The 24,903-nt window shown below is 71.9% G+C and carries 15 protein-coding genes and 1 pseudogene; 9 read left to right on the plus strand and 7 right to left on the minus strand.

Translation table 11 applies throughout. The features are described 5' to 3' along the window. Positions 1–25: 25 nt before the first annotated feature. From ACWD1U_RS27140 to ACWD1U_RS27165, 6 genes are all read left to right on the plus strand, one after another. Complete coding sequence (locus ACWD1U_RS27140; RefSeq protein WP_451111327.1) at positions 26–1,576, plus strand: sugar ABC transporter ATP-binding protein; 1,551 nt, start codon at positions 26–28, stop codon at positions 1,574–1,576. Further along, positions 1,573–2,664 carry an ABC transporter permease gene (locus ACWD1U_RS27145; protein WP_451111328.1) on the plus strand — a complete coding sequence of 364 codons (1,092 nt, stop codon included), beginning with the start codon at positions 1,573–1,575 and terminating at the stop codon, positions 2,662–2,664. The genes ACWD1U_RS27140 and ACWD1U_RS27145 overlap by 4 nt, the downstream gene beginning before the upstream one ends. 46 nt (positions 2,665–2,710) lie before the next feature. After that, positions 2,711–3,874: a substrate-binding domain-containing protein gene (locus ACWD1U_RS27150; protein WP_451111330.1), complete on the plus strand. Its 1,164-nt coding sequence runs from the start codon at positions 2,711–2,713 to the stop codon at positions 3,872–3,874. A gap of 168 nt (positions 3,875–4,042) precedes the next feature. After that, on the plus strand, positions 4,043–5,149 hold the full coding sequence (locus tag ACWD1U_RS27155) for an NAD(P)/FAD-dependent oxidoreductase (protein WP_451111332.1): 1,107 nt from the start codon (positions 4,043–4,045) through the stop codon (positions 5,147–5,149). 131 nt (positions 5,150–5,280) lie between these two features. Then, positions 5,281–6,684, plus strand: coding sequence for a cytochrome P450 (locus ACWD1U_RS27160; RefSeq protein ID WP_451111334.1), 1,404 nt, complete (start codon positions 5,281–5,283; stop codon positions 6,682–6,684). Positions 6,685–7,070: 386 nt separating this feature from the next. Continuing rightward, complete coding sequence (locus ACWD1U_RS27165; protein ID WP_451111367.1) at positions 7,071–8,552, plus strand: MFS transporter; 1,482 nt, start codon at positions 7,071–7,073, stop codon at positions 8,550–8,552. Positions 8,553–8,573: 21 nt separating this feature from the next. On the opposite strand, the gene ACWD1U_RS27170 is transcribed toward ACWD1U_RS27165, so the two are convergent. From ACWD1U_RS27170 to ACWD1U_RS27190, 5 genes are all read right to left on the minus strand, one after another. Then, a complete protein-coding gene (locus tag ACWD1U_RS27170) occupies positions 8,574–9,680 on the minus strand; it encodes a GDSL-type esterase/lipase family protein (RefSeq protein ID WP_451111336.1) in 1,107 nt (368 codons plus the stop codon). A 327-nt stretch (positions 9,681–10,007) separates the two neighbouring features. Continuing rightward, a complete protein-coding gene (locus ACWD1U_RS27175) occupies positions 10,008–12,917 on the minus strand; it encodes an ATP-binding protein (RefSeq protein ID WP_451111338.1) in 2,910 nt (969 codons plus the stop codon). Positions 12,918–13,155: 238 nt separating this feature from the next. Beyond that, the gene (locus ACWD1U_RS27180) at positions 13,156–14,100 is read right to left on the minus strand and encodes a (-)-alpha-amorphene synthase (RefSeq protein ID WP_451111368.1); all 945 of its coding nucleotides are present in this window, start codon (positions 14,098–14,100) and stop codon (positions 13,156–13,158) included. 68 nt (positions 14,101–14,168) lie between these two features. Further along, a complete protein-coding gene (locus tag ACWD1U_RS27185; RefSeq protein WP_451111340.1) occupies positions 14,169–15,521 on the minus strand; it encodes a cytochrome P450 in 1,353 nt (450 codons plus the stop codon). Positions 15,522–15,930: 409 nt separating this feature from the next. Continuing rightward, positions 15,931–18,786, minus strand: a complete 2,856-nt coding sequence (locus ACWD1U_RS27190) for a glycosyl hydrolase 115 family protein (RefSeq protein ID WP_451111370.1) — start codon at positions 18,784–18,786, stop codon at positions 15,931–15,933. A gap of 596 nt (positions 18,787–19,382) precedes the next feature. On the opposite strand from ACWD1U_RS27190, the gene ACWD1U_RS27195 reads away from it, so the two are divergent. Beyond that, a complete protein-coding gene (locus ACWD1U_RS27195) occupies positions 19,383–20,315 on the plus strand; it encodes a phosphotransferase family protein (RefSeq protein WP_451111342.1) in 933 nt (310 codons plus the stop codon). 175 nt (positions 20,316–20,490) lie between these two features. Here ACWD1U_RS27195 and ACWD1U_RS27200 read toward each other — a convergent pair whose 3' ends face one another. Beyond that, a complete protein-coding gene (locus ACWD1U_RS27200; protein ID WP_451111344.1) occupies positions 20,491–22,530 on the minus strand; it encodes a CocE/NonD family hydrolase in 2,040 nt (679 codons plus the stop codon). Positions 22,531–22,546: 16 nt separating this feature from the next. Then, complete coding sequence (locus ACWD1U_RS27205; protein WP_451111346.1) at positions 22,547–23,860, minus strand: ATP-grasp domain-containing protein; 1,314 nt, start codon at positions 23,858–23,860, stop codon at positions 22,547–22,549. A gap of 136 nt (positions 23,861–23,996) precedes the next feature. Here ACWD1U_RS27205 and ACWD1U_RS27210 point away from each other — a divergent pair. Further along, a pseudogene (locus tag ACWD1U_RS27210) lies at positions 23,997–24,101 on the plus strand (helix-turn-helix transcriptional regulator); the annotation flags it as partial. A 73-nt stretch (positions 24,102–24,174) separates the two neighbouring features. Beyond that, the gene (locus ACWD1U_RS27215) at positions 24,175–24,831 is read left to right on the plus strand and encodes a DUF5701 family protein (protein ID WP_451111348.1); all 657 of its coding nucleotides are present in this window, start codon (positions 24,175–24,177) and stop codon (positions 24,829–24,831) included. Positions 24,832–24,903 lie beyond the last annotated feature (72 nt).

Genomic DNA, 24,903 nt, shown 5'->3' on the forward strand with positions numbered 1-24,903 from the left:
GCCCGAAATGCTGTAATTTGTTCAGGTGTCCGACGCTCCCGATCCCTCGACGAAGGCAGCCTCGCCCCTCGACCCGGAGCCACTGGTCCGTGTCCGCGGGCTCGGCAAGCGCTTCGGCGGGACCGTCGCGCTGGCCGGGGTCGACCTCGACGTCCACGCCGGCAGCGTCCTCGCCCTCCTCGGGCCCAACGGCGCCGGGAAGTCCACGCTCATCAAGATCCTCGCCGGCGTCCACCAGGCCGACGCGGGGCAGATCACCGTCGCCGGGCAGCCCCTCGGCAGCCACACCGCCGCGCGCAGCATGTCCTTCATCCACCAGGACCTCGGTCTCGTGGAGTGGATGACGGTCGCCGAGAACATCGCCCTGACCACCGGGTACGGGCGCCGGGCCGGGCTGATCTCCTGGCGGCGCACCCGCGAGCGCTGCGTCGACGCCCTGGGGATCGTCGCCGGCCATCTCGACCCCGACGCACCGGTCTCGGAACTCGCGCCGGCCGACCGCTCGCTGGTGGCGATCGCCCGGGCCCTGGCGGCACGCGCCCGGCTCCTCGTCCTCGACGAACCCACCGCCCGTCTGCCCGCCGCCGACAGCGCCCGGCTCTTCCGCGTCCTGCACGACCTGCGCGACCGGGGTCACGCTGTCCTCTACGTCAGCCACCGCCTGGACGAGGTCTACCAGGTCGCCGGCACCTTCGCCGTCCTGCGCGACGGCCGGCTCGTCAGCCACGGCCGGCTGGCGGACCACAGTCCTGCCCGACTGGTCCGCGACATCGTCGGCGAGGAGGAGGAACCGGCCGCCCGCCGCCCCTGGGGCGTCCCGGCCGCCGCACCGGCCGTCCTGACCCTCGACGGCGTACGCACCGCCCGTACGGGACCGGTCGGCCTGCACCTCGCGGCCGGGGAGGTCCTCGGCCTGGTCGGTCTCTCCGGCGCCGGGCACACGGACCTGGGCCGAGCCCTCGCCGGTGCCCGGCCGCTCGTGGGCGGGCAGGCCGTGCTCCACGGGCGGCCGTACCGTCCCCGCACGGTCGCGGAGGCCGTCGCCCGCGGGGTCGGCTTCGTGCCGGGCGACCGGCTGCGGGAGGGCTGCCTCACCGAGCTGACCGTACGGGAGAACCTCCTGGCCAACCCCCGCGCGGGCGGCGCGACTGCACCGCGCTGGATCGGCCCCCGCCGCGAACGCGCCCGGGCCGTCGCCCTGATCGACCGGTTCTCGGTGCGCCCCCGCGACAGCGAGGCCGCCATCGCCACGCTCTCCGGCGGCAACCAGCAGAAGGTCATGCTCGGCCGGTGGCTGCGGACGGACCTGCGGCTGCTGATCCTCGAGGAGCCGACCGCGGGCGTGGACGTCGGGGCCAAGGCCGCGCTCCACCGCCTGCTCCGCGAGGCGCTTCAGTCGGGCCTGGCGGTCCTGCTGCTGTCCACGGACTTCGAGGAGGTGGCGAGCGTGTGCCGGCGCACCCTGGTATTCGTCCGCGGGACCGTGACGGCCGGGCTGAGCGGCCCCGCCCTCACCGTCACCGGACTCACCCGGGCGGCCTCGGCCATGCCCCCGTCCACCGTCGAGCGGCCATGACCCCGCCGCCCCCGCCTCCGCCGCAGCGCCCCGGACGCCTGCACCGCCAGGGCGGCCACCACATCGGCGCCTACGGGCTGCTCGCCCTGACCGCCCTGCTCTACCTGCTCTTCTCCCTGACCCTGCCGGACACCTTCCCCACGCTCGACACGGTCGACTCGATCCTGTCCAACCAGTCGATCCCGGCCGTCCTCGCCCTCGCCGCCATGGTGCCCATCGTCACCGGCGCGTTCGACCTCTCCATCGGCTACGGTCTCGGCCTGGCCCATGTGATGGTGATGCAGCTCGTCGTCGGCCAGGGCTGGCCCTGGCCGCTCGCCTGCCTCACCGTGATCGCCGGAGGGCTGGTCGCAGGCGTCATCAACGGCGTCATCGTCGAGTTCGGCCGGATCGACTCCTTCATCGCCACCCTCGGCACCGGCAGCATGATGTACGCCGTGACCGGCTGGATCACCGACGGCGGCCGGATCGTCCCCGGCCCCCAGGGTCTCCCGCCCGCGTTCACGGACCTCTACGACTCCTCGTTCCTCGGCCTGCCGGTCCCCGCCTTCTACGTGCTCGCCCTGGCGGTCGCCCTCTGGCTGGTGCTGGAACGACTGCCGCTCGGCCGCTCCCTGTACGTCGTCGGGTCGAACCCGCGCGCGGCAGACCTGGTCGGCATCCCGACCCGCAGGTACACCGTCTACGCGTTCGCCGCGTCCGGGCTGATCGTCGGCTTCGCCGGGGTACTGCTCGCGGCCCAGCAGCAGATCGGCAATCCGAGCGTCGGGCTCGACTACCTGCTGCCCGCCTTCGTCGGCGCCCTCCTCGGCTCCACCGCGATCAAACCCGGCCGGCCCAACGCCCTCGGCACCGTCGTCGCCGTCGCCGTCCTCGCCGTCGGCCTCACCGGCATCGCCCAGCTGGGTGCCGACTTCTGGACGGTGCCGCTGTTCCACGGCGGCACCCTGCTCGTCGCCGTGGGTCTCGCCGGATACGCCGCCCGCCGCCGGCTGCGCGGCGGTGCCACCCGCGACGCCCCCGCCGCGCCGCCCCCGCCCCCGCCCGCCGCGGCGCCGGAGGGCGGCACGGCGGGCACACCCCCCTGACCCCCTCGACGCGTCCCTTCGCGCCGACCCCCTCACAGGAGCTCCCGTGCACCGCACCCGCAAGGCCGCCCCCGCCGCCCGCACCGCGCGGCTCGTCTCCAGCGCCCTGCTCGTGACGGCCACCGCCCTCATCGGCTGCGAACGCGGTTCCTCGGAGGGCGCGGACGAGACGGCGACGGGTCCCGGCGGATGCCCCGCCGTCCACGCCAGGGCCCGGGAAGCCGTCACCCGGGCGGAACGCACCGACATCCCCTGGGGCGGCCCCACCAGCGGCCCGAAGGCGGTGCCCGGCAAGACGATCGTCTACGTCGCACAGACCATGACCAACCCCGGTGTCGCGGGCGCCGCGCACGGGGTGCGGGAAGCCGCGCGGTCCATCGGCTGGGACGTCCGGGTGATCGACGGCCAAGGCACCCCGGCCGGCATCCAGGCGGCCATGAGCGAGGCCGTGGCCCTCAGGCCCTCCGGCATCGTCATCGGCGGCTTCGACCCCGACTCGACGGCACAGCAGGTCACCCGCGCCAACGCGCAGCGCATCCCGCTCATCGGCTGGCACGCGGTCCCCGAGCCCGGCCCCAGCCGACGACCCGACCTCTTCACCAACGTCACCACCCGGGTCCAGGACGTGGCCCGCATCAGCGCGCAGTGGATCATCGCCGACTCGAACGGCCGCGCCGGGGTCGTGCTCATCACCGACGCCTCGATCCCCTTCGCGCGGAACAAGTCCGACCTGATCAGGAAGGAACTGGCGAGCTGTCGGGGTGTGCGGCTGCTCGCGGTGGAGAACATCCCGATCCCGGACGCGAGCAGCCGCACGCCGCGGGAGATCTCCTCGCTGCTCTCCCGGTTCGGGGACCGGTGGACCCACTCCGTCGCCATCAACGACCTGTACTTCGCCGATGCCGCCCCCGCCTTCCGAGCGGCCGGCGAGAAGGGCTCGGGGCCGCCCTTCAACATCGGCGCCGGAGACGGCGACCCGTCCGCGTTCCGGCGCATCGACAGCGAGCAGTACCAGGCCGCCACCGTGCCCGAGCCGCTGTCCCTCCAGGGCTGGCAGATCGTCGACGAGTTCAACCGCGCCTTCTCCGGCCGCCCCGCCAGCGGCTATGTGGCTCCCGTCCACGTCGCCACGGCCGACAACAGTGACGGAGCCTCGGCCTGGGATCCGTCCGGCTACCGGGAGGCGTACCGGAGGATCTGGGGGAAGTGAGGGCCGATCAGGTGCAGGTCTCTTCACGGAACTTGCACGGAATCCCGCAGTTCCTTGAGTTTTCAAGCGCTAGTGTCACCGTCAGTCGAGTGACCGCCGAGGTCGAGCCGAGCGGGGCCCGTCCGCGGCGGCACTCGATCTCCCCCCACCCTGCACAGGAGACTCGGTGTGTACGACGGTGACGTAGTGGTGATCGGCGGCGGTTACGCCGGTGTCCGGCTGGCGAGGAAGCTGGACGGCACGGCCCGGGTCACCCTGGTGGACCGCAAGGAGGTCTTCTTCCACCGCGTCGCCTCCCTGCGCGCCGGGGTCCACCCCGAGTGGACGCACACCCCCTTCATCCCGTACGACCGGCTGCTGCGCCACGGCCGGGTCGTGACCGGCAAGGCCGTCCGGATCGACACCGCCGAGCGGCAGGTCGTCCTCGCCACGGGCGAGCGGCTGCCGTACGACGTGGTCGTGATCGCCACCGGTGCCGACTACCCCGAGCCCGCCCGCTTCACCGGCACCACCACCGAGGAGGCCGCCAAGTCGTTCGCCGAGCACCAGCGCAGCATCGCCGCGGCCGAGCACGTCCTCGTCGTCGGCGGCGGCCCCGGCGGCGTCGAACTCAGCGCCGAGATCCGCCTCGCCCGCCCGGACGCCCGGGTCACCCTCGCCCACTCCGGGCGCGCCCTGCTCGACTCCACGGGCAGCGAGCGGCCGGGGCGCAAGGCCCTGGCCTGGCTGGAGTCCCACGACGTCGAGGTGCGGCTCGACTCCTTCATGTCGCCCGGCCACGAGTTCGGCACCTACCGGGACGCCCGCGGCGCCGTCATCGAGGCCGACCTGTCCTTCTGGGCGACCGGTACCACCCCCAACACCCTCTGGTTGCGCCTGGCAGGTCACGGCGCCTGGCTGAACGCGTCCGGGCACGTGAAGGTCGACCGCACCCTCCGGCTCGAGGGCCGGCTCGACGTGTTCGCCGTCGGTGACGTCAACGACGTCACCGAACTCAAGATCACCCCCGCCGCCCTCGCCCAGGCGGACAGCGCCGCCCACAACATCCGCGCCTACCTCCAGAGTTCGGGCAAGCACCGCAAGGAGCCGCGCCACTACCGCCCGACCCCCCGCACGCCGCTCATCGTGCCCTTCGGCCCGGCCGACGGACTGACCGTGCTGCCCGTGCCGGGCGGCGATTCAGCGGTCCTCGGCAGCCGCACCACCACCCTGGCCAAGGCGAGAACCCTCATGACGCCCTACATGCGGCGCCAGCTGGGTTACACCGCCGCCTGATATACGGTGGGGGCCGCCCCCCGCACCCCCCCGTCGTTACCCGCCGGTTCGGTCTGGGGTAGGGTCCCCACCGTTTCCGGCTACCGACTGATGGTGTGCCGGTACAGGGCGTGTCGGAGGGTGGCAAGAAAGTGGAATCCCAGTGGGGTGACGGCGGATCCGTGGACCTGGACGACACACGGTTGGAGACTCTGAGTCCCGAACCGCTGCTGACCCGGGACTACGAGACACGTCCCTCCCTCGTGTACGAACGGCTGCGGCACCAGCACGGCCCGGTCGCACCGGTCGACCTGCTCGGGGTGCCCGCCTGGCTCGTCCTCGGCTACCGCGAGGCGCTCCAGGTGCTCCAGGACGACGACGGCTGGCCCAAGGGCCTGGAGAACTGGCGGGCTCGCTCCGAGGGCCGCGTCCCGGCCGACTGGCCGCTCGGGCCGTCCCTGGAGGTCAACCACATCCTGATCCAGGGCGGTCCCGGATACCGCCCGCTGCGCACGGCCTGGGACGTCGCCCTCAAGCCCTTCCAGGACCCCCGCCACCCGCAGGCGAAGCGCCTCAAGGCCGCCGTCACCGCCTACGCCGACGAACTGATCACCCTGGTCGGGCAGGGCGGCAGGACCGGCGTGGCGGACCTGTCCGCGCAGTTCTCCCGGCCGCTGCCGCTGATGGTGGCCAGCCATCTGCTCGGCTTCCCCGGCTCGCAGGGAGACGACGCGCTGATGGACATGTGGCGGGTGCTCGACGCCGGTCCGGACGCCGAAGCCGCGCTGGAGCGCCTGCTGGCGACGCTGGCGGATCTGGCCGCGCTGAAGCTGGAGAAGCCGGGGGACGACTTCCCCTCCTACCTGCTGGCCGCGCACCCGGGCCTGTCGCTCGACCACCTGGCCCGCGAGCTGTTCATGCTGCTCGGCATGACCTCCGACCACGTCGGCATCCTCATCTCCAACACGGTCGTTGAGGTCCTCTCGGGCGAGGGCAGCGTACGCGCGAGCCTGTCCGCCGGAATGGTCAGGGAGACCATGAACCGGGTGGTCATGCGCAAGCCGCCGCTGGTGAACTTCGTCCCGCGCTTCGCCGCCCAGGACACGCCCCTCGGCAACTACACGATCCGGGCCGGCGATCCGGTGTGGGTCTCCTCGGCCGCCGCGCACGCCGACCCGCTCTTCGCCGACCACGTCGCCTCCGGCACCGCGATCAGCACCCGGGCGCACCTGTCCTGGGGTGCGGGTCCTCGCCAGTGCCCGGCGCGGGAACTGGCCTCGACGGTCGCGGCGGCCGGTGTGGGGCGCCTGTTCGAGCGGTTCGACTACCTCGACCTCGCCCTGCCCGCGGACCAACTGCCCTGGCGCTCCTCGCCGTTCATGCGGGGCCTGCGCTCGCTGCCCGTGCGGTACGAACTCGCCTCGGCGCCGCCCGCGCGGCCTCGGGCGGACGCCCCCGCGGCGGAGGTGGCCGAGGAGATCCTGCCGGACCCGTCCGCGCGGCAGCGCTCCTCGCTGTGGCGCTATCTGACCGGCCTGATCCGCGGCGGCCGCTGACCGGAGGGGCCGCCGCCCGGGAACGGGTGAGTCGAACGCCCGTCCCGTAGCGACGCGGGCACCGTCGACGTCTCGCGCACCTGGCGTCCGCGGACGCTGCACGAGCGGCTGCGGGTGCCGACAGGCACAACCGCTCGGCGATCTCCCGGGTGGGCGTGCCGTCGGCGGTGAGTCGCAGCACCCGTTCTCCTCGCCCCAGGGCCGGTGACGGAGTGAGCGCACGCCTCAGGAGTGCCCGACCGCCGCCGGACGGGGCTGCCGGTGGTCGAGTGGTGAGGTCCTGGAGGCGGGCGTACCGTCGAACGGTGGACACCGCAGGCAGCAGCCCGCAGCCGGCCGCCCCACAGACGACCACCATCCGGGAACCCGGTGGTGGCGGAAGCGCTATGGCGCTTCTGGTCATCGCCTCGTGCCAGCTGATGGTGGTGCTCGACATCACCATCGTCAACATCGCGCTGCCACACATCCAGAGTTCCCTGGACTTCTCCACCACCAGTCTGTCGTGGGTGGTGAACGCCTACACCCTCACCTTCGGCGGCCTGCTGCTGCTCGGCGGCCGGGCCGGCGACATCCTGGGCCGGCGGCGCGTCTTCATCTTCGGCGTGCTGCTGTTCGTGCTCGCCTCCCTGCTCGGCGGGTTCGCCCAGAACTCCGGCCAACTCCTCGGCGCACGCGCACTACAGGGCGTCGGCGGCGCCATCGCGTCCCCGACCTCCCTCGCCCTGATCAGCACCACCTTCCGCGAGGGACCGGAACGCAACCGCGCCTTCGGCGTCTTCGCCGCGGTCTCCGCGGGCGGCGGCGCCATCGGCCTGCTCGCGGGCGGCATGTTGGTGGAGTGGCTGAACTGGCGGTGGGTGCTGTTCGTCAACGTGCCCATCGGCCTGCTCATCGTGCTCGCGACACCCAAGTGGATCAGGGAGTCCGAACGCCACCCCGGGCGCTTCGACGTCATCGGCGCCCTCACCTCCACCGCGGGCATGGTGCTGCTCGTCTACGGATTCATCCGGGCCGCGCAGGACGGCTGGCGCGACGCGCTCACGCTGGCCTCGTTCGCCGGGGCGGTCGTCCTCCTGGTGGGCTTCGTGCTGATCGAGCGGCGCTCCAGACAGCCCATCACGCCGCTGCACATGTTCGCCGACCGCAACCGCGCGGGCACCTACGGCATCATGTTGTGCCTCGCCGCCGCGATCTTCGGGATGTTCTTCTTCCTCACGCTCTTCGTGCAGAACGTGCTGGAATACAGCCCCTTGGCCGCCGGACTCGCCTTCCTGCCGGTGAGCGCGGTCATCGCCGTCGGCGCCGGACTGGCCTCGCGGTTCCTGCCCGTCTACGGGCCCAAGCCGTTCATGGTGCTGGGCGCGATCCTGGCCGCGGCCGGACTGGCTTGGCTCACCCTGACCGACGTCCACTCCACCTACGCGGGCAGCGTCCTGGGCCCGATGCTCGTCTTCAGCCTGGGCATGGGCATGGAGTTCGTGTCGCTGACCCTCATGGCGCTGTCCGACGTGCCCACCCCGGAGACGGGCGCGGCTTCCGGACTCCTCAACGCCACCCAACAGGTCGGTGGTTCCCTCGGCCTGTCCATCCTGGTCACGATGTACGGCACGGCCAGCACGAACGAGGCGCAGAAGCAGGTCCCGGACTTCCTGCGGCAGGCAAGCCCGGCCGAACGTCTGCGGTTCGAACGCACCGGGCAACTGCCCAAGCCCTGGTCCGACGAGATCCTCACCGCCGGCGTCTCGGCCTCCTTCATCGTGGCGGCCGTCTTCACCGCCGTCGCCGCGCTCATCGCCCTGCTCGTCATCCAGGTCCGCCCCTCCGACCTGGAACGCCTCAAGGGTGGGACGGGCCCCGGCCCGGTGTGAGGCCCGCCCCGGTCGACACCGCTACGATCCGATCCTCGCCGCGATGACCGGCGCCAGCCGGTCTGCGACGGCCCGGTGCCCCCGGTCGTTGGGATGCACCGCGTCCGTCAGATCGCCCGACCCCAGCCAGCCGGTCGTGTCGACGAAGGAGACCCGCGTGTCGCCACCGGCGGCGGCGGCCCTCACCGCGGCCTCGGTCTGCGGCACGTACCGCCCGCGGAACGTCTCCAGCGCGAAGATCCACGCCTGGGGGTACGCCGCCCGCACCTTGCGCAGCAGGCTGCTGTACGCCGACTGGAACTGCGCCGAACTCACGCCATGGCCCACATCGTTGGTGCCGAGATTGATGACGACCGCGTCGGCCCGGTAGCGGGAGAAGTTCCAGTCCGGCGTCGCGGCGTTCGGGTTGAGCTTGGTGAACTGCCGCTCCAGGCCGACGCATCCGTCCGCTGCGGCCACCAGGCACGCACCACCCTGTGCGATCTGCGTGTGCTCGACGCCCAGCCGCTCCCCGATCAGCCAGCCGTACGCGGTACGGGCGTTCTGCGAGCTCGTCGTGCCCACGGTGATCGAGTCACCGACGAACTCGACCAGCTTGGCCGGCGCCGGCGGTGCGAACGTCGTCGCGCCACTGTCCAGGACAAGCCCCTGGAAGACGGCGTCGCCCTTGTACGATCCGGCCACCACCTGGTAGTTGACCTGGAGCGTGTGGTTGCCGGGGGAGAGGGCCGCCGGGGTCAGGTTCACCGTTCCCTTGACGTCGTCGTAGAACTTCACGGGCCCGTTGTCGATCCGCGCCCACAGGTCGATCGTGCCCCGCTGCTTCAGCTTGACCGTCCGCCCGGTGAAGCCGACCCGGTAGTAGGCGCCCGCCCAGTACGGGGTGTACGCGGTACTGGAGCTGGTGGTGTCCCAGCGGCCGACGAACTTGATGTTCGGGTCGCCGGGCTGCCCGGGGGCGGCGGCCTTCACTTCGGCGGACTCGGTGCGCAACGTGGTGCCGTCGTGGTCGCCGCGAGCGGCCTGGGCCGGCGAGCCGCCCGTCAAGGACAGCAGACAGGCCAGCAGCGCGGCCGTGAGGAGAGCGGGCAGGACGCGTCCGGGGGAGGGGTGGGGAGAGGTCTGCACGGGGTTCCCTTCACGTGGGGGTAGTTGGGAGCGCTCCCATAGGCAGCTTTTCGAGAGAATCAGTGAAACGGTTCAGCGTCAAGTGCTCCGGTGCTCTCGGGAGTTGAGGGAGGCCGGTCCCGTGACGCCTGGGCGAGTGGACCGGACCCGCCCGCTCGGGCCTGCGGCCCGAGGCGTCCTGGCAATGCCGTACGGGCCCGCGGAGCTGTGGAGGTTCCGGGCGTCGAATGAGGAGGCATCGGGCACAGCGGAACGGGGCGGCCGCCGTGACCCGGCCCGGCACCGCGCCGCGGCAGCGCCCACGCCCCGTGCCTCAGCGCACGCCTGTCACGGCCGCGGCCGGGGAAACGTCTCCAGCGCCTCGGCCAGCCCCGCCGCGTCCGTGCCGATCTTGCGGTACACGGAGGAGAGCAGCTGCCGTACCCCCTGCTCGGTGAGGTGCAGCCCCGTGGCGATGACTGCCGCCGGGTGACCCTGGGCCGTCAGCTCGGCCGCCTTGCGCTCGTGCGCGGTGAGGGTGTCGGTCTGGGCGTAGCGCAGGGGCAGCGGACGCAGTCCGGCGGCGGAGAGTTCCCGCCTGGCCCGGGCGGCCAGGCCCTCGGCGCCGCAGTGCACCGCGCTTTCGAGGCCCTGGTAGAGCCGGTCGGCGGCCTCGTGCAGACGGCCGTTGCGGGCCAGCGCGGCGCCGTGGCCGACCAGGGCGCGGGCCAACTCGTACGCGGCGGGCGACTGCTGCAGCCGGTCCACGGCCTCCGCGTGCAGATCGAGCGCGGCCTCCCCGCCCGTCACCTCCGCCTGGGTGTGCAGCGCCTGGCCGATCGCGGAGGCCGCGCCGAAGTCCCGGGCCCGCTTCACGGCGTCCTTCGCGTGCCGCACCGCCCGGTCGGGAGCGCTGCGGACCAGCGCCTTGGCCAGACCAAGCTGCCACGGGCACCAGGCGGGGTTGCGCCAGTCCCGGCCCTCCAGCCATTCCCCCACGCCGGACAGCAGGGGCACGGCCTCGTCGGGCCGGCCTTCCGCCAGAAGCAGCTCGGCGTACACGGTGCGCGGGTCGGGATAGATGACGGCGTTGGGGACGGCGTCGCCGTAGCGGTACCGGTTGGCGAGCCGGCGGGCCGCCACGGGCCGGCCGCGGGCCAGGAGGGTCTGGATCAGGATGCCGACGGCGAACCACTGGGCGGGCACCGCGCCCTCCACCCGGTCGGCGATGCCCAGCCCCTCCCGCACCAGGTTCTCGGCCTCGGCCAGGCAGCCCCGGCGGTAGCGGATGTACGCGGAGAGCGTCTGGCCCAGCGCCAGGTGGGAGCCGTGCCAGCCCTTCGACTCGCATTCGGCCATGCCCCGTGCGAACAGCTCCTCGGCCCGGCGTGGCTGGTCGCAGTACATGAACACCAGGGCCACCGAGACGGGTACCTCGAAGCCCCGGTTCTCATGGGTCCAGCTCAGCCCGCCGCGCAGGGCCGCCTCGGCATACCCGAGGGCCTTCTCCCGGGGCTCTCCGCGCATCATGGCGTCCCAGGCGCGCGACCCGAGGATGTACCGCTCCTCCAGACCGCGCCCGGGCAGACGGTCGGCCAGCCGCGCCAGCGCCCGCGACCGGCCGGACGAATCCGCCTCGTCGGCGCGGAACGCGCTCCAGACGAAGTGGTCGCCCTGCATCCGCAGCCGGATCCTGGGGTGGGTGGCGCGCTGCGCCTCGTCGGCGGCCACCGTCGCGGCCTCCGCCATCCGGTCCGTGTGGGCCAGCGCCTGGGTCAGCCGGTACACCATCGAGGCGCGCAGCTCGGGATCGATGTCGGGCTCCGCCAGTGCCTCCCGCAGATGCGTGACGGTGGCGGTGGGCTTGATGAGGAAGGTCGCGCAGGCGAGTTCGTGCAGCAGGACGGCGCGCTCCTCCGGCAGCGGCGGCTCCTGCAGGGCCCGGTTCAGCAGTCGCCGGGCCGCCTCCGGAGCACCGGAGTGCAGGGCTTCACGGGCGGCCTCCCGCAGGCAGGCCACGGCCTCGGTGCTGCCCTCGCAGGGCACCTCCAGCAGGTGCCGGGCCGCGGCGGCGGGCCCGAGCCCGGCCGCCCGGACGGCCTCCGCCGCCGAGTTGTGCATGCCCTCCCGAAGGCTCGTCCCGATGGCCCCGTAGATCGTGGTGGCGATCAGCGGATGGACGAACTCCAGGTTCTCCTCCGCGTCCTCGCCGTCGGCCAGGATGCGGGCGGCGCGCAGCTTCCGGATCGCATCGGCCGCCGCCGTGTTGCCGATCGCCGCGATCCGGGCGGCCAGCTCGGGTGAGATGGACTGACCGAGGACGGCCGCCGCGTAGGCGAAGCGGACGGTCGTGGTGCCGAACCCCTGGAGGCGCTCGATCAGGCCGGGCCCCGTCACCGCGGTGGCCAGCTCGCGCATGACGGGCAGGTCCCGGCCGGTGCCCTTCAGCCGCCGCTCACCGAGCCGGATGGCGAGTTCGACGACCTCGAACGGGCTCCCGCCGGTGACCTCCCAGCATTCCTCGCAGAACCTTCCTTCGGCCTGCTCGCCCACTTCGTCCCTGACGATCCGGGACACGGCCGCGGCGCTGAGCGGTTCCAGCGTGAAGGGACGGCTCCCCATGTCGGAGGCGACGGCGCTGAAGGCGTCCCCCTCGAGGGGCAGTTCGTCGGGCCGGTAGGCGACGACCATCAGCAGGGACAGGTCCACGCCCCGGGGCGCGAACGAGGCGAGCCAGCTCAGCGACTCGACATCCGCCCAGTGCAGGTCGTCCAGGAGCAGGACGACGGGTGCCTTCTTCACCGCCAGACGCGTCATCACCCAGTCGAGACCGTCCCGGACCCCGGTCGGGTCCGGGACGTGGCCGCGTGGCGTCGCGACCAGACCGAGGGCGGCGGCGACGATGTCGTACCAACTGCCCAGGAAGGTGCGCAGTTCCGCCTCGTCCATGGTTGCCAGAGCGGGCTGGACGAGCTGGCGCACCACGTGGAACGCCAGCCCCCGCTCCTTCTCCCCGCCCCTGCCCGACAGCACGGTGAAGCCCTGCGCCAGGGCGCGGGCCCGGGCCTCGGTCAGCAGGGCGGTCTTGCCCATTCCGGCCGGACCGGTGAAGGCCAGCAGTCCGCCGCGCGGCGCCTGAGGCACGCCGTCGAGGCAGTCGCGCAGGCCCGCCAGCGCGGAGTCGAGCGCCCGGAGTTCCTTGCGGCGCTCGAGCAACGGCCGGAGCTCGGGAGTGGGTTGCCGCAGCTCATTCGCCATGTGCCGTACCAATTCCTGTCGTCGGCCATCGGGAGGCAGCGCAGAGCGTACGCCTCCCGAGAGGGGCCGTTCCGGAATATGGAACGAGCACGACGAAGAAGGGTGAACGGAATGCCGTCGCGGCGTGCACCGTGGCTCCGGCGGGTAGCCTGGCCCGAATGGGCGCGTGCCACCCGGGCCACCGAAACGCAGGGCCGCGACCGGCTCGCCGGTGCCGTGGCCGCCGGTGCCACGGCTCTCACCGCAGGGCTCCGGGGGCCCCCGGGTCCGCGTAGCGCGGCACGGTGCGGGACCAGTAGTAACAACCGCGGATCCAGCCCGCCATGCCTTCCACGTAGCCGACGCCCGAAGGGCTCAACTCCGGTTCGAGCTCGGCGTAGACCTGCTCGAACTCGCGGATCGTGCTGTTGATCCGCCGGATGGCCAGGGTGACGGCCACCGGCAGGGGGCACTGGTGGGCCCGCTGGTAGGCGAGGGCCAGGTTGATCAGTCCCCCGGTTCGTTTCTCCTTGACGGCGGAGAACAGGTCGGGGATCCACACCGCCGCGTCGGCCGACAGCCGGCTCAGGTGCCGCATGAGCGGATGATGGAGCTCCTCCGAGGTCAGCTCGCAGGGCTGGGCGGCCTCGCACAAGGGGTAGAAGGGCTCGACGCCCGCGGTGAGGGACCGTATCGAGGTGCACAGCCCGGACCGTATGGGGGAGGGGTGGTTCTGGGCCACCGCTTCGTACAGCAGGCCGTGCACGTACTCGCTGCTCTTCCACGCCCAGCGGTCGGCCTGTGCGGGTGTGCACCGTTCGCGGATCTGCCGGTAGAGGTCGGCGAGGGCCGCTCCCAGTGGGCTGCCGGGCGAGGCGCCGTCCCGAAGGATCGCGACGCTCTCGCACAGCATGGGCAGCAGTCGGCCCGGCTGGTGCCGGCCGACATCCTCGGCCCGGTCGTCGAAGACGAACTGGTAGGCGATCTGATGGGCGACCAGTTGCAGTATCCCGGCGTCGACGTCCGGGCTGTTGTACGAGGCGAGTTCGGCGGGACGGGTCTGGTAGATCATCGCCGCGACCCCTGGCTCGTCGCTCAGTCCGGTCAGGCGGAGCCACTTCTCGACGCCCGCCGCGGCCTCGGACTCGTGGGGGTTCCGCCGGAACGGGAAGGGCATGTAGAGATGGGCGTCGATCAGCTCCACCAAGCTGGAAGCGGGAGTTCCGCCCGGCGCCATGGCTAAGATTTCCTCCTGCGTGGTGGACACCGTTGTCACCGTCCCTCCGGTTCTTGTCCGTCTCCGGACGCCGCGGCCGTGGCTCCGGACGCGAGGGCGGCGGCGGGCGGCGCGGCGCCGCCCGGGGCGTCCGCCCGCGGTGTGCAGAGCATCGTCAGGGACCTCGGCCCCAGCGTCGCCCCGGGGCGCAGCGGCGGGACGCGCCCGGGCGGATGACTCAGCCGCCAGCGGCCGGCGATGGTCGCGAGGGTCACGGTCATCTCGGCCAGGGAGAACAGGTCGCCTATGCACTTGCGGCTGCCCGCGGCGAACGGGATCAGCGCCCCGTGCGGACCGGCGGCGGCCTCGTCCTCCAGCCAGCGCTCGGGCAGGAACCGGCCGGGCTCGGGAAACGACGCCGCGTTGTGGTGCAGGAGATAGGGGCTGTACAGGACGGTGGTCCCCGGCGGCAGACGGCGTCCGCCGAGCTCGGTCTCCCGGGTGGTGATCCGCGTGAAAAGCCAGCCGGGCGGGGAGTGGCGCAGTGTCTCGGTGAGGACGGACCGGGTGTAGACCAGACGCGGCAGGTCGTCGGCCTCCGGCAGCCGTCCGGCGAGGACGGCGTCGACCTCGGCGTGCAGCCGCTTCTCCACCTTCGGGTGCCGGGCCAGCAGACTGAAGGTGGAGGCCAGACACATCGAAGGGCTCTCGGAACCGGTGAGCAGGAGTGACACCAACTGGTCGTGGACCTCCTGGTCGGTGACCGGAGTCCCGCCGTCCTCGGCGTCCCCGGCCGCCAGCAGCAGTCCCAGCAGATCGTCGCGGGGAGTGCCACGGCGGCGCTCGGCGATGGCCGCGTCGATGAGTTCACGCACCCGCTCCACCGCGCGCCGGTAGCGGCGGTTCGCCGGTGTGGGGAGACGGAACAGGGCGTCGACCGGCACGACCGTGCGGACGAACAGGCCGCGGACGATGGCCGCCAGGCAGTGCCGTACCTCGTCGGCTGCCGCGGGGTTGAGGGAGTCGGACAGCAGGACCCGGCTGATCAGCCGGGTCGTCAGGCCCAGCATGGCGGCACTGACGTCGACCCGCTGCCCATCGCGCCAGTCGCGGCACAGCGCCTCGGACTCCTCGGCCATCAGGTGTGTGTGCCCGGCGACGCTCGACGGGCGGAAGGTCGGTTGCAGCAGCCTGCGCTGCCGCCGGTGCTCCGAATGCGGGCAGGTGACGACACCGTCCCCCATCAGCGCCCGAAGCCTCTCGTACTGCGGCCCGCCCTTGTCGAACGTACGGGTGTCCCGGAGCATCCGGTGGACCAGCTCCGGGTGACACACCATCCAGGCGCGCTGCGGGCCGAGGCGTATCTGCACCAGATCGCCGTGCGCGGGAAGGGAATTCAGAAACTCCAACGGGCGACGGAACAAGGCGATACCGTGGCCGATGGATGGGAATATGCCTGGAGCAGAACCAACGGACCATGTGTGTTCCGGTTCACGAACGCAGCCGTTCATCGAAATGCCACCTGCCTCAGTCGGCCAGTAAACACGGTGATGTTTCACCTACTTGGCGCTTGCACCATGTCCTGCCCAGTCCACATGGGTTGCCGACCCGGTGAACCCTTGTTCCAGGGGGGCGCACGGGTGCACGGGGGAAGCGCTGGGGGAATCACTGTCGATGCACGTCATGCGGCAGCGGTTTTCTTCCGCCACTCGAACTTTTCGGTTTTCCTCACGTTTTTTCCGTATACACGCACCTGCCGGTAAGCCGGAGGGGACCAGGCGGAGCGGACCATCGGTCGTGCGCCACCCGGTCCCCGGATCAGGCGTGGTAATGGCTTTCCGGCGGCGCCAGGTAGCCGGCCGCCGACCCGCCCGTGTCGATCACGATCTGGTCCACCGCGATGCCCGCGTCCACCATGAACACCCTCAGCAGGTGCTCACCGGGCGCGGACACGGTCACCCGGGCCGTCAGCTTCTCGACGCCCTCCTCTACATTGCGGGCCCAGGCGTCGCCCCGGTTGCCGGTGGCGATCGCCTGGCCCGACAGGACCGTCGGCGGCTGGTCGTCGAGGGCGACGGCCAGACGGCGTTTGCCGCGTTCGTCGAGGGAGGGCAGCCGGAAGACCGTCACCGGGAACGTGCCGGTCGTGGTGAAGCGCACTCGGTAGCTGAGCTCCGGGGACCGGGTGGTGAAGCCCTCGGTGACGGACGCCGTGGTCGTCGGGACCGCCTCGACGGCTGCCGTACGGCGTCCCAGCCCACGTACGACCCGCCAGAGGGCCCCGCCGCGCTCCACCCGGCGGTCGAAGTGCGCCGCGTCGATCGACACGTAGCCGTGGGCCTCGACGAAGCCACGGGCGCGCTGCCGCGCTCGTTCGCCGTCGTTGACCACCCGCAGGGGCACCTGGGCGGTCGTGCCGGCGCCGGTGAAGGTCAGCGTAGGTGTGTGCGTGCCCTCCGGCGCCCGCGTCCAGTCGATCTCGACCCACACCCGTGTCTGGTCGATGAGCTCGCCGCCCGTGGTGCTCAGCCGGATCCACGGGGCGCTCGGCTCGGCCTGCCACCGCAGGGGGAGGAAACCGGTGTTGAAGACGTCCACGAAACGGCGGTCGCGGGGGTAGGAGGAGAAGGACAGCGGTCGGTCCGCTCCCGTCTCGTTGCCCTCGGCGGCCAGCCCCAGGCCCGAGGTCTCCCGCCGGGGGATCCGGGTCACGGCCGGGCGGCCCGGCGCCTTGGGGATCTCGGAGGGGTAGGGGTTGACGATGCCGTCCCACTTGCCGCCCGCGATCTCGGTGTTGTAGCGGCGGGTGATCGCCTGCTCCTCGGCGTGTGCCGCCTCGGCCAGGTCCGCGAAGTGGTTCGTACCCGCGCCCCGGCCCTGGCGGACGGCGAGGGCGTTGCGGTCCGCCCAGTAGTACTTCAGGTTCATCAACCAGGCGCCGTGGACGGGATATTCGACCAGTTCGAAATAGGCGTCCCGGTAGGCCTCCGGAAGCTTCGCGCCCAACGCCCGGGTTCGTTCGAGCAGCTGCTCGTAGGCCGTCATGCGGCGGCCCGCCTCGTCGCCGTGGTGGACCGTCGAGAAGATCGCCCGGTCGATGAACTCCGGGCGGCGTTCCGCAGCCAGGCGGTAGTACTCCGTGCGGATGGCGGCTATCTCCGAGCCGTACCGCCGGCCGAACTGACGCCCGGCCCACTCCACCAGGAACTCCTCGACGTCGCCCGGGCCCCAGCGGTCCACGTCCCAGGCCATGTCCAGGCAGAACGACAGACCCGTCTCGATGGACTTGATGTCACCGACGTTGAAGATCCACATGCGGTCGGCCTGATGGTCGTGGACCCGCCGCAGCTCCTGCCACACCTTGGCCAGTTGTGTGGTGTCCAGCCACAGATAGCTCCGGGGCCGGCCCCAGTAGGAGAGGTGGTAGTAGATGCCGTTGCCGCCGGATCGGCGGCGCTCCGCGTCGTTCGGGAGCTGGCGCATGTTGCCGTGGTTGTCGTCCGGCCAGATCAGCGTGACGTCGTCGGGGACCTGGACGCCCGCGTTGTACAGCTCCAGGACCTCCTTGTACGGGACGAAGATCTGGGGCTCGGCCTGTCCCACCTCCTCGGCCAGGATGCGGCGCTGGTCCGCGATGATGTCGTTCATCACCGCGACCTTCTCCGGGATCGTGGTGGCGTACTTCGTCTCCAGCGCGGAGTCGTGCAGCCCCCGCATGCCGATCGTCCAGCTGCTCTCGAATCCGGCGTTCTCGCGGGCCCGGGCCCGCCAGTAGTCGGAGATGACGGACGGGTTGACCGTGTAGTCGTAGAGCGGGAGCGTGCCGTCGGGGCCGCGGTGCGCCTCGGCCCACGGTTGCCACTCGTGGACGCCGTTGCGCAGCATGGCCTCGGGGTGGCTGGAGCCGACCACGATGCCGTAGCGGTCGGCCAGTTCGGGGTTCTCGCGGTGCTTGTTGAAGAAGTCGGAGTACGGGTGCATGGCCGGCCAGAGGTAGTTGGCCTTGAGGCGGAGCAGCAGCTCGAAGACCCGCTCGTAGGTTCTGGGGCCGATGTGTTTGTCCGGCTCCTGGGTGCGGTGGGACCACGTGGTCAGGTTCTGCTCGTCGTTGATGAAGATGCCCCGGTAGCGGACGGCGGGTTCGAGGCGCTTGACGGTGCCGGCCGGGACCGTGACGGTGTCGCGGCGCTGCACGGGGACGTCGGCCCACCAGTACCAGGGGGAGACGCCGATGCGTTCGGACGTGTCGTAGACGCCGTAGACGGTGCCGCGGCGGTCGCTTCCCGCGATCACCAGGGCGCGGCCCACACCGGGCAGCGGGCGGTCCACCACCTGGGTGACGGAGGCCTCCCAGCGGCCCGCGACCCGGGAGACGTCCAGGCGCCTCTGTGCGACGAGCCGGTCGATCACCGGACTCGCGCCGATCGTCCCGACCAGGACCAGGAGTTCGGCCCGTCGCGGCACGGTGCGCAGCAGGCGGGGCCGTACGCCGCCGACTCGCTCCACGTCCGCCTGGAGGTCACCGGCCGCGCGGACGACGGCGGGGTCGTCGGCCGCGTCCACGAACACGTCCACGGCGGTGCCGCCCTGGAGCAGGGGGAAGTCCGGGCGGGTCGCGGGAGCGGCCTCGGCGGCGGTGACGGGAAGCAGGGGAGCGGCGCCGACGGCTGCCATCCCCCGTAAGAACGACTTGCGGGTCACGGACGGAAACGATGGTCTCTGCGGCACGGGAACTGCCTTTCCGCGCCAGACCCGCGGCGGTTGCTCGTCCGGGCCGTCGGCGGGGCTGTGCGCACGCACGCGGGAGGTTGGCATGAGCAGATCAGAAAGCGCTTGCCGCAGCACCCTAGGCGAGGTCGGGTGAGGACGTCCAGAGGTGGGCATGGGGCCGCTGTTGCCGCTGTCGCCACGGGTGGCCCTGCGCACCACGCCCGGTGTGTCGAGGACTTCGGCGCTCCATGCTCCCGACGTGATCGGCAAGTATCGACCAGGGGATCGACCTGGTTGAAGCACGCAGGCGAAACGGACTGGGTCGTCACGAACGGGCATTGCGTAGATGCCATGGAACAGCTCCGGCTGGTCGTCGTGCCGCCCAGCGCGGGATCGACCGCCCGAACGCGCGCACCGCCCCTGTCGGTGGTGGGACACCACCCCCCGTGCATCCCGGTCAGCCGCCGCAGCGGTTCCTGGGCGGCGGGCGTCAGCTCCACGTCCTGTGCGTACGGTCATGCGTTGCCGGGACTGTCACCGGCGCTGGTTGAATGCCGGGCGTGATCGCAACCGACGCGCACGAGTCCGATCGATGGCTCCGGCACTTCGCTCGACGCGGGTACCCGCACGCACGGTGGCTCGCCTCCGGTATGGAGGGGACCGTCTACCGGCTGGAAGAGGGGACCGTCGCGAAGGTGTGGACCGGGCGGACCATCGAGGAGTTCGGTCTCACCCGCCGGGTCTACGCCGACATCGCCGCGCACCCCCTGCCCTTCGGCACGCCGGAGATCCTCGATGTCGAGGAGTGCGGCGGTGTGCTCGTCAGTTACGAACGCGAGCTCGGCGGGCGCCCGTTGCGCCCGGAAGGAAGCGCGCCCGCGCGTGAGCTGCCCCGCCGTGAGACCGACGCCCTGCTGACGGTCCTGCGGGGGCTGGCTACCGTCCCGGGCAGCGAAGCCATGCGGCGCCTGGTGTTCCAGGGCGACGACCGGCCGCTGTGGCAGGGCCACTCCCGCTTCTCCGACGCGCTCGCCGCCCTCGTCGGTCGTGCCGTCGGCCGGCACCCGGCTGCCCTCGCCGCCGAGGTGCCCGGCCTGGACGGCGTCGTGTCCCGCACGGTCGGCTCGCTGCGGGCGCTGCCCGACCGGGCGGACAGCGTCGTCCACGGAGACCTCGTACCGCCCAACGTCCATGTGGACGAGGCCCGAAACCCGGTCGCCGTCCTCGACTTCGGCTTCTGCACCACCGCCGGCGACCCCGCCTTCGACGCCGCGGTCACGGCCGCCGTCTGGGACATGTACGGCCCCGACGCCGCCCACCACACCGCCGGGCTGACCCGGCTCTTCGCCCACGAACTCGGCCATGCCGAAGAGGTCTTGACGCTCTACCAGAGTGCCTACGCCCTCATCACGTACGACCTCTTCGGCCAGGACCTGAGCGACGGGCACTTCCGCTGGTGCGCCGCCCTGCTGAACCGGGCGAACCCAGCCTGAGGGGTCCTTGCACCATGAGCCTCCGATCAGGTCGCGTGGTCCGGTGCCGTGCATCGCGAGGCGCCGGAGTGCCCTGGTAGCGGAGCTGCCTGGGCGGTTCGGCAACGCGGCGAGGCGCGGTGCCAGGCCACGCGACCCGGGCGGGCACAGTGCAAGGACCCCTGAGAGTTCTCGTTCACAGCAGGTCGCGCGGGACCTGCTCGTTCCAGGTGCGGGAGAACACGCGGCGGCCGGCCTCGTACGCGTCGAGCGTCGCGTCGACGAAGAAGTCCGTCTCGTCGCAGGTGAGCCGGGTGTGGGTGACCACGCGTACGTCCCAGTCGTCACGCCGGAAGCTCATCGTCCAGGTGGACTCGCCGCCGGCCGAGGTGAAGTCGTCGGCGACCGCGGTGTAGCGCTCGTGGGCGCGGCGGCCGGCCTCCAGACCGATGTCCTCGAAGCGGACCGTGCCCCGGTCCTTCACGATGTCCAGCTCCGCCTGGTATCCGACCAGGTCCCGCTTGACCTCCCAGCGCTCCTCCGTAGGCGTCAGCTGGCTGGTGGCGATCGGGGGAGTGCCCTCGGGCTCGCCGAAGGGGGACGACGGCACCTCGTCGGGCTCGTCCACCGGCCGGACCGGCAGGGTGAGCGAGCTGGAGTTCTCGTGGACGCTGATCAGGGCCGGCTTCGGCGGCGGCCAGGCCAGCGGCCAGTAGGACGTGGACAGGGACAGCCGGATGCGGTGGCCCGGCGGGAACGCCTGCGCCACACCGTTCAGCGGGATGGCGGCCCGGTAGCGCCGACCCGGCTCCAGCGGCTCCGGCGCCTCCGTGCTGTCACGGCGGGTCAGGTTCAGGATGCCGTAGGAGACGCGCGTCGCGGCGCCGTCGGGGCTCACGTCGGACAGCCGCGCGGCCACCATGGCGACCGGCTCGCTGACCGACAGATCGAGTTCCACGCTCGGCGAGCCGAGGATCTCCACCTGCTCGGTCAGCGGCTCCGTCTCGAAGACGAGTGAACCGCCGTCCTCCTCGCGCTGGTCGTACGGCAGGTCCGGCGGCGCGTTGTAGGAAGCCCACTTGCCGCCGAACTGGCCGACGGACAGCGGTGACCGCACGGTCATCGCCTCGCCGTCGGTGCCGCCCGGGCCGGACGGGTCCTGCGCGGGCCCGATGGTGTGCCGGGTGAGGGGGTGCGTCACCTGCCGGATGTGCGGGGAGGGCCAGTCCGGCTCGCCGACCCAGCGGCCCGGCCGTTCCTCGTAGGAGGTGGAGGGCGGCACGCTGTCCTGCATCCAGGCCTGCAACATGGGTCCGTCCATGACGCCGTTGTCGACGCCCTTGAGCCAGTGATCCCACCACCGCACCAGTTCCTGGAGGTAGCCGATCGCGGGGCCCGGCTCCCCGAGGTGGGGGAACTTGTGCGACCAGGGGCCGATCAGCCCCTTGCGCGGCACGTCCAGGTTGCCGAGCAGCCGGGTCACGGCGTTGGAGTAGCCGTCCGCCCAGCCGCTGGAGGCGAGGACCGGGCAGCGCACGCTCGAGTAGTCCTCGCACACCGAGGCGTGCCGCCAGTAGTCGTCGCGCCGCTGGTGGCGCAGCCACTGCAGCACCCACGGCTCGGTGTTCTCCAGCCGCTCCCGCCACATCTCGCGCCAGCGGTCCCCGACCACGGCCGGGTCGGGCGGGCAGGTGCCGTAGGCGAACATCGTGCCCGCCTCGGCGAGGTTGTCCGACAGCATGGCGCCGCCCATGTAGTGCATGTCGTCGGCGTGCCGGTCGTCGGTGAAGGAGGCGATGGCGATCGCCTTCAGGCCCGGCGGCCGGCGGGCCGCCACCTGCAGCGCCGCGAACGCGCCCCAGGAGATGCCCATCATGCCCGTACCGCCGTCGCACCAGGGCTGCTCCGCCAGCCAGGCCAGCACCTCCTCCGCGTCCGCCTGCTCCCGCTCCAGGTACTCGTCCCGCAGCACGCCCTCCGAGTCGCCGGTGCCGCGCAGGTCGACGCGGACGCAGGCGTAGCCGTGCCCGGCGAGGTAGGGGTGGTGGATCGAGTCCCGTACGGCGGTCAGGTCGCGCTTGCGGTACGGGATGTACTCCAGTACCGCCGGCACCGGTTCCTGGTCGGAGGAGGTGGGGCGCCAGATGTGCGCGGAGAGCCGGACCCCGTCGGACATCGGGATCGTGACGTGCTCCTCCTCCTTCGTCGCGTACGGCAGGTTGGTCACGTAACGCATGGAACCCACGTGCTCCTCACTCTCGCGCGGCGTCGGCCTCGGGCGGGGCGTCCTCGAAGGCGAGGCCCAGGGCGGCCACGCAGTGGTCGTACTTCTCCCGCAGCTCCTCCTCGTCCGCCCCGCCGGTGTAGATGTGCGCCAGCTCGTAGCTGTAGCTGTCCTGTCCGGGGAGATCCGAGAGCCTGCTGCCCGCTTCGGGGATCACCTCGATGCGCACGCCGGGGGTCTCGCGCTCGATGCGGGCGATCTCCTCGGGGCTCGGCACCCGGCTGACCACGCCGTCGGTGAACCAGCGGTGGTACCACTTGGCCGCCATCGCGTACGTGCCCTCGCGGTGCGGCATGCGCGGGTCCTCGCCGAGGGCGAGGCTCACCATGCAGTGGTGGTTCGGCACGCCGTCGACGTACTGGAACAGCTCCGCGTGTGACTGGGAGTGCCGGGGGTTGATCTCCAGCAGGTTGATCTCCTGGGTCCGCGGGTCGTAGAAGTACTCGATGCTGAAGGTGGCCGAGTCCATCCCGATCTGCCGCATCACGCGCTCGCTGACGTCGTGCAGCTGCGCGATGACCGCGGGCGGCAGCGTCGAGGGGTACTGGTGGCGCAGGAAGCAGGGGGAGTCCGGGTACTGGATGGAGTCCAGGACTCCGTAGACCGTCACCTCGCCCTGGTGGACGTAGCCCTCGACGGCGACCTGAACGCCGGACATCGCCTCCTCCGCGAGACACACCCGGCCACCGACACCGTCCATCTCCGGTGGCAGGTCGATGCGCTCGAGGATGTGCTCGAAGGGACGGCCGATCCGGGAGATGCCCTCGCGGATCTCGCTGACGGCCTTGTGGAACTCCTCCTCGTCACCGACTCCGAAGGCGAGCTCGGACGAGTAGGAGAGGGCGGGCTTGACCCACATCGGGAAGGTCACACCCTCGGGCGGGCGAGGAGGCTCGGACGACAGGTCGACCCGGCCGAAGCCCGGGTGCCGGTCGGTGGCCTTCTGCTGCTCCAGCCGGCTCCAGTACTTGTGCTCGCACTTGACCACCGACTCCAGGCTGGTGCTCCGGGTGCCGTAGCGCTCGCTCAGCAGCGGGACGAGAGTGCTGACCGGGAAGTCCCAGTATCCGACGATCGCGTCGATACTGCCGTCGAAGGCGTCCAGCACACCCTGCGCCTTCTCCAGCAGCGTGGGCAGATGCACCTCCCCGACCTGCAGTTCCTCAACGGTCAACAGGTGGTGAAAGCGGAGCCGGTGGGCTTCCGGAACCTGCTGGAGGGTCGGCAGATTGGCTTCATCGAGCCCGATCACGAAGATGTTCTTCACCGTCTCGTCAGACACGGCTCTCCTTCCGACGACATCCGGCCCGAAGGCCGGCCTTGCAAGATCGTCGGAGTACCCCTCCTGCCTGCCGGCATGCCGGTCCGGGCACCACGCCCGTGCCGGACGACCGGGAACATGCCTGCCGCCGTTCCGGGGCTTGGTGAGCCCGAGCCACTTCGGCCGCGCCTTCCGCGCGGCCTACGGCGTGACGCCCCGCGAGTGGCATCACGGCCTGTCCGGGCTGGGGCACCACGGACGTCCCCGGAGGGAACGCCTCCGCACACTGCCTCGTTGCACGGGAGTTCGCCCACGTCACCGATCAGAGGAGCATCGTGCCCGAACCCACGCCCGACTCGTCCACCGCCCTCCCCGCGCTCCCGGTCCTGAGCACGCAAGCCGAGCGGCTGATCGAGCTGGGGGTGCACGAGATCGCCGGGCTGGCCGCCGACGAGATCCGCGGTTTCGCCGTCCGGGCCGCCGGCGACGGCGCCCTGCTGGCCGTGCACCCCGACCGAGCTCCCGCCTCCGCTCTCGCGCCCTTGGTGCGCCGTGACGGCACACCGGGTTTCGTCGTCGCCGACATGCCCGACGTCGACGCGTTCGCGCCCTGCGCCGCCGAGCTGCCCGACGCCCCGCTCTACGTCGTCACCGGCGTCGACCGCGGCGACCACATGTCCAACTGGAGCCCGGACGAGGCCCTTCCCGCCCTCACCAAGGAGGACCGCACCCCGCTGGTGCTCACCGAGGGCATCCACTGGGTGCTCCAGCAGCCGGAGGCCCTGGAGCGCAACCGCTGCTTCATGACGATCGGCTCCCGCCTGCGCAAGGCCGACGGCACCCTGGACGCCCGCACCCCGGCGATCTGGATCAGCAACGGCACCGGCCGCGACGGCCGCGAGCGCCGCAACGCCCCCAAGGTCGGCTGGTGCTGGTGGAACAACCGCCACACCTGGCTGGGCTTCGCCTCGACGACGGGCCGCAGCTCGTAGGGCGGGTCAGTGCTCGGACCGGGCGGGTGGCACCGGTCGTCCCCGGGTGAGGGCGGTGAGGCCGGCGCCGGC

The sequence above is a fragment of the Streptomyces sp. NPDC002788 genome (assembly GCF_053592115.1).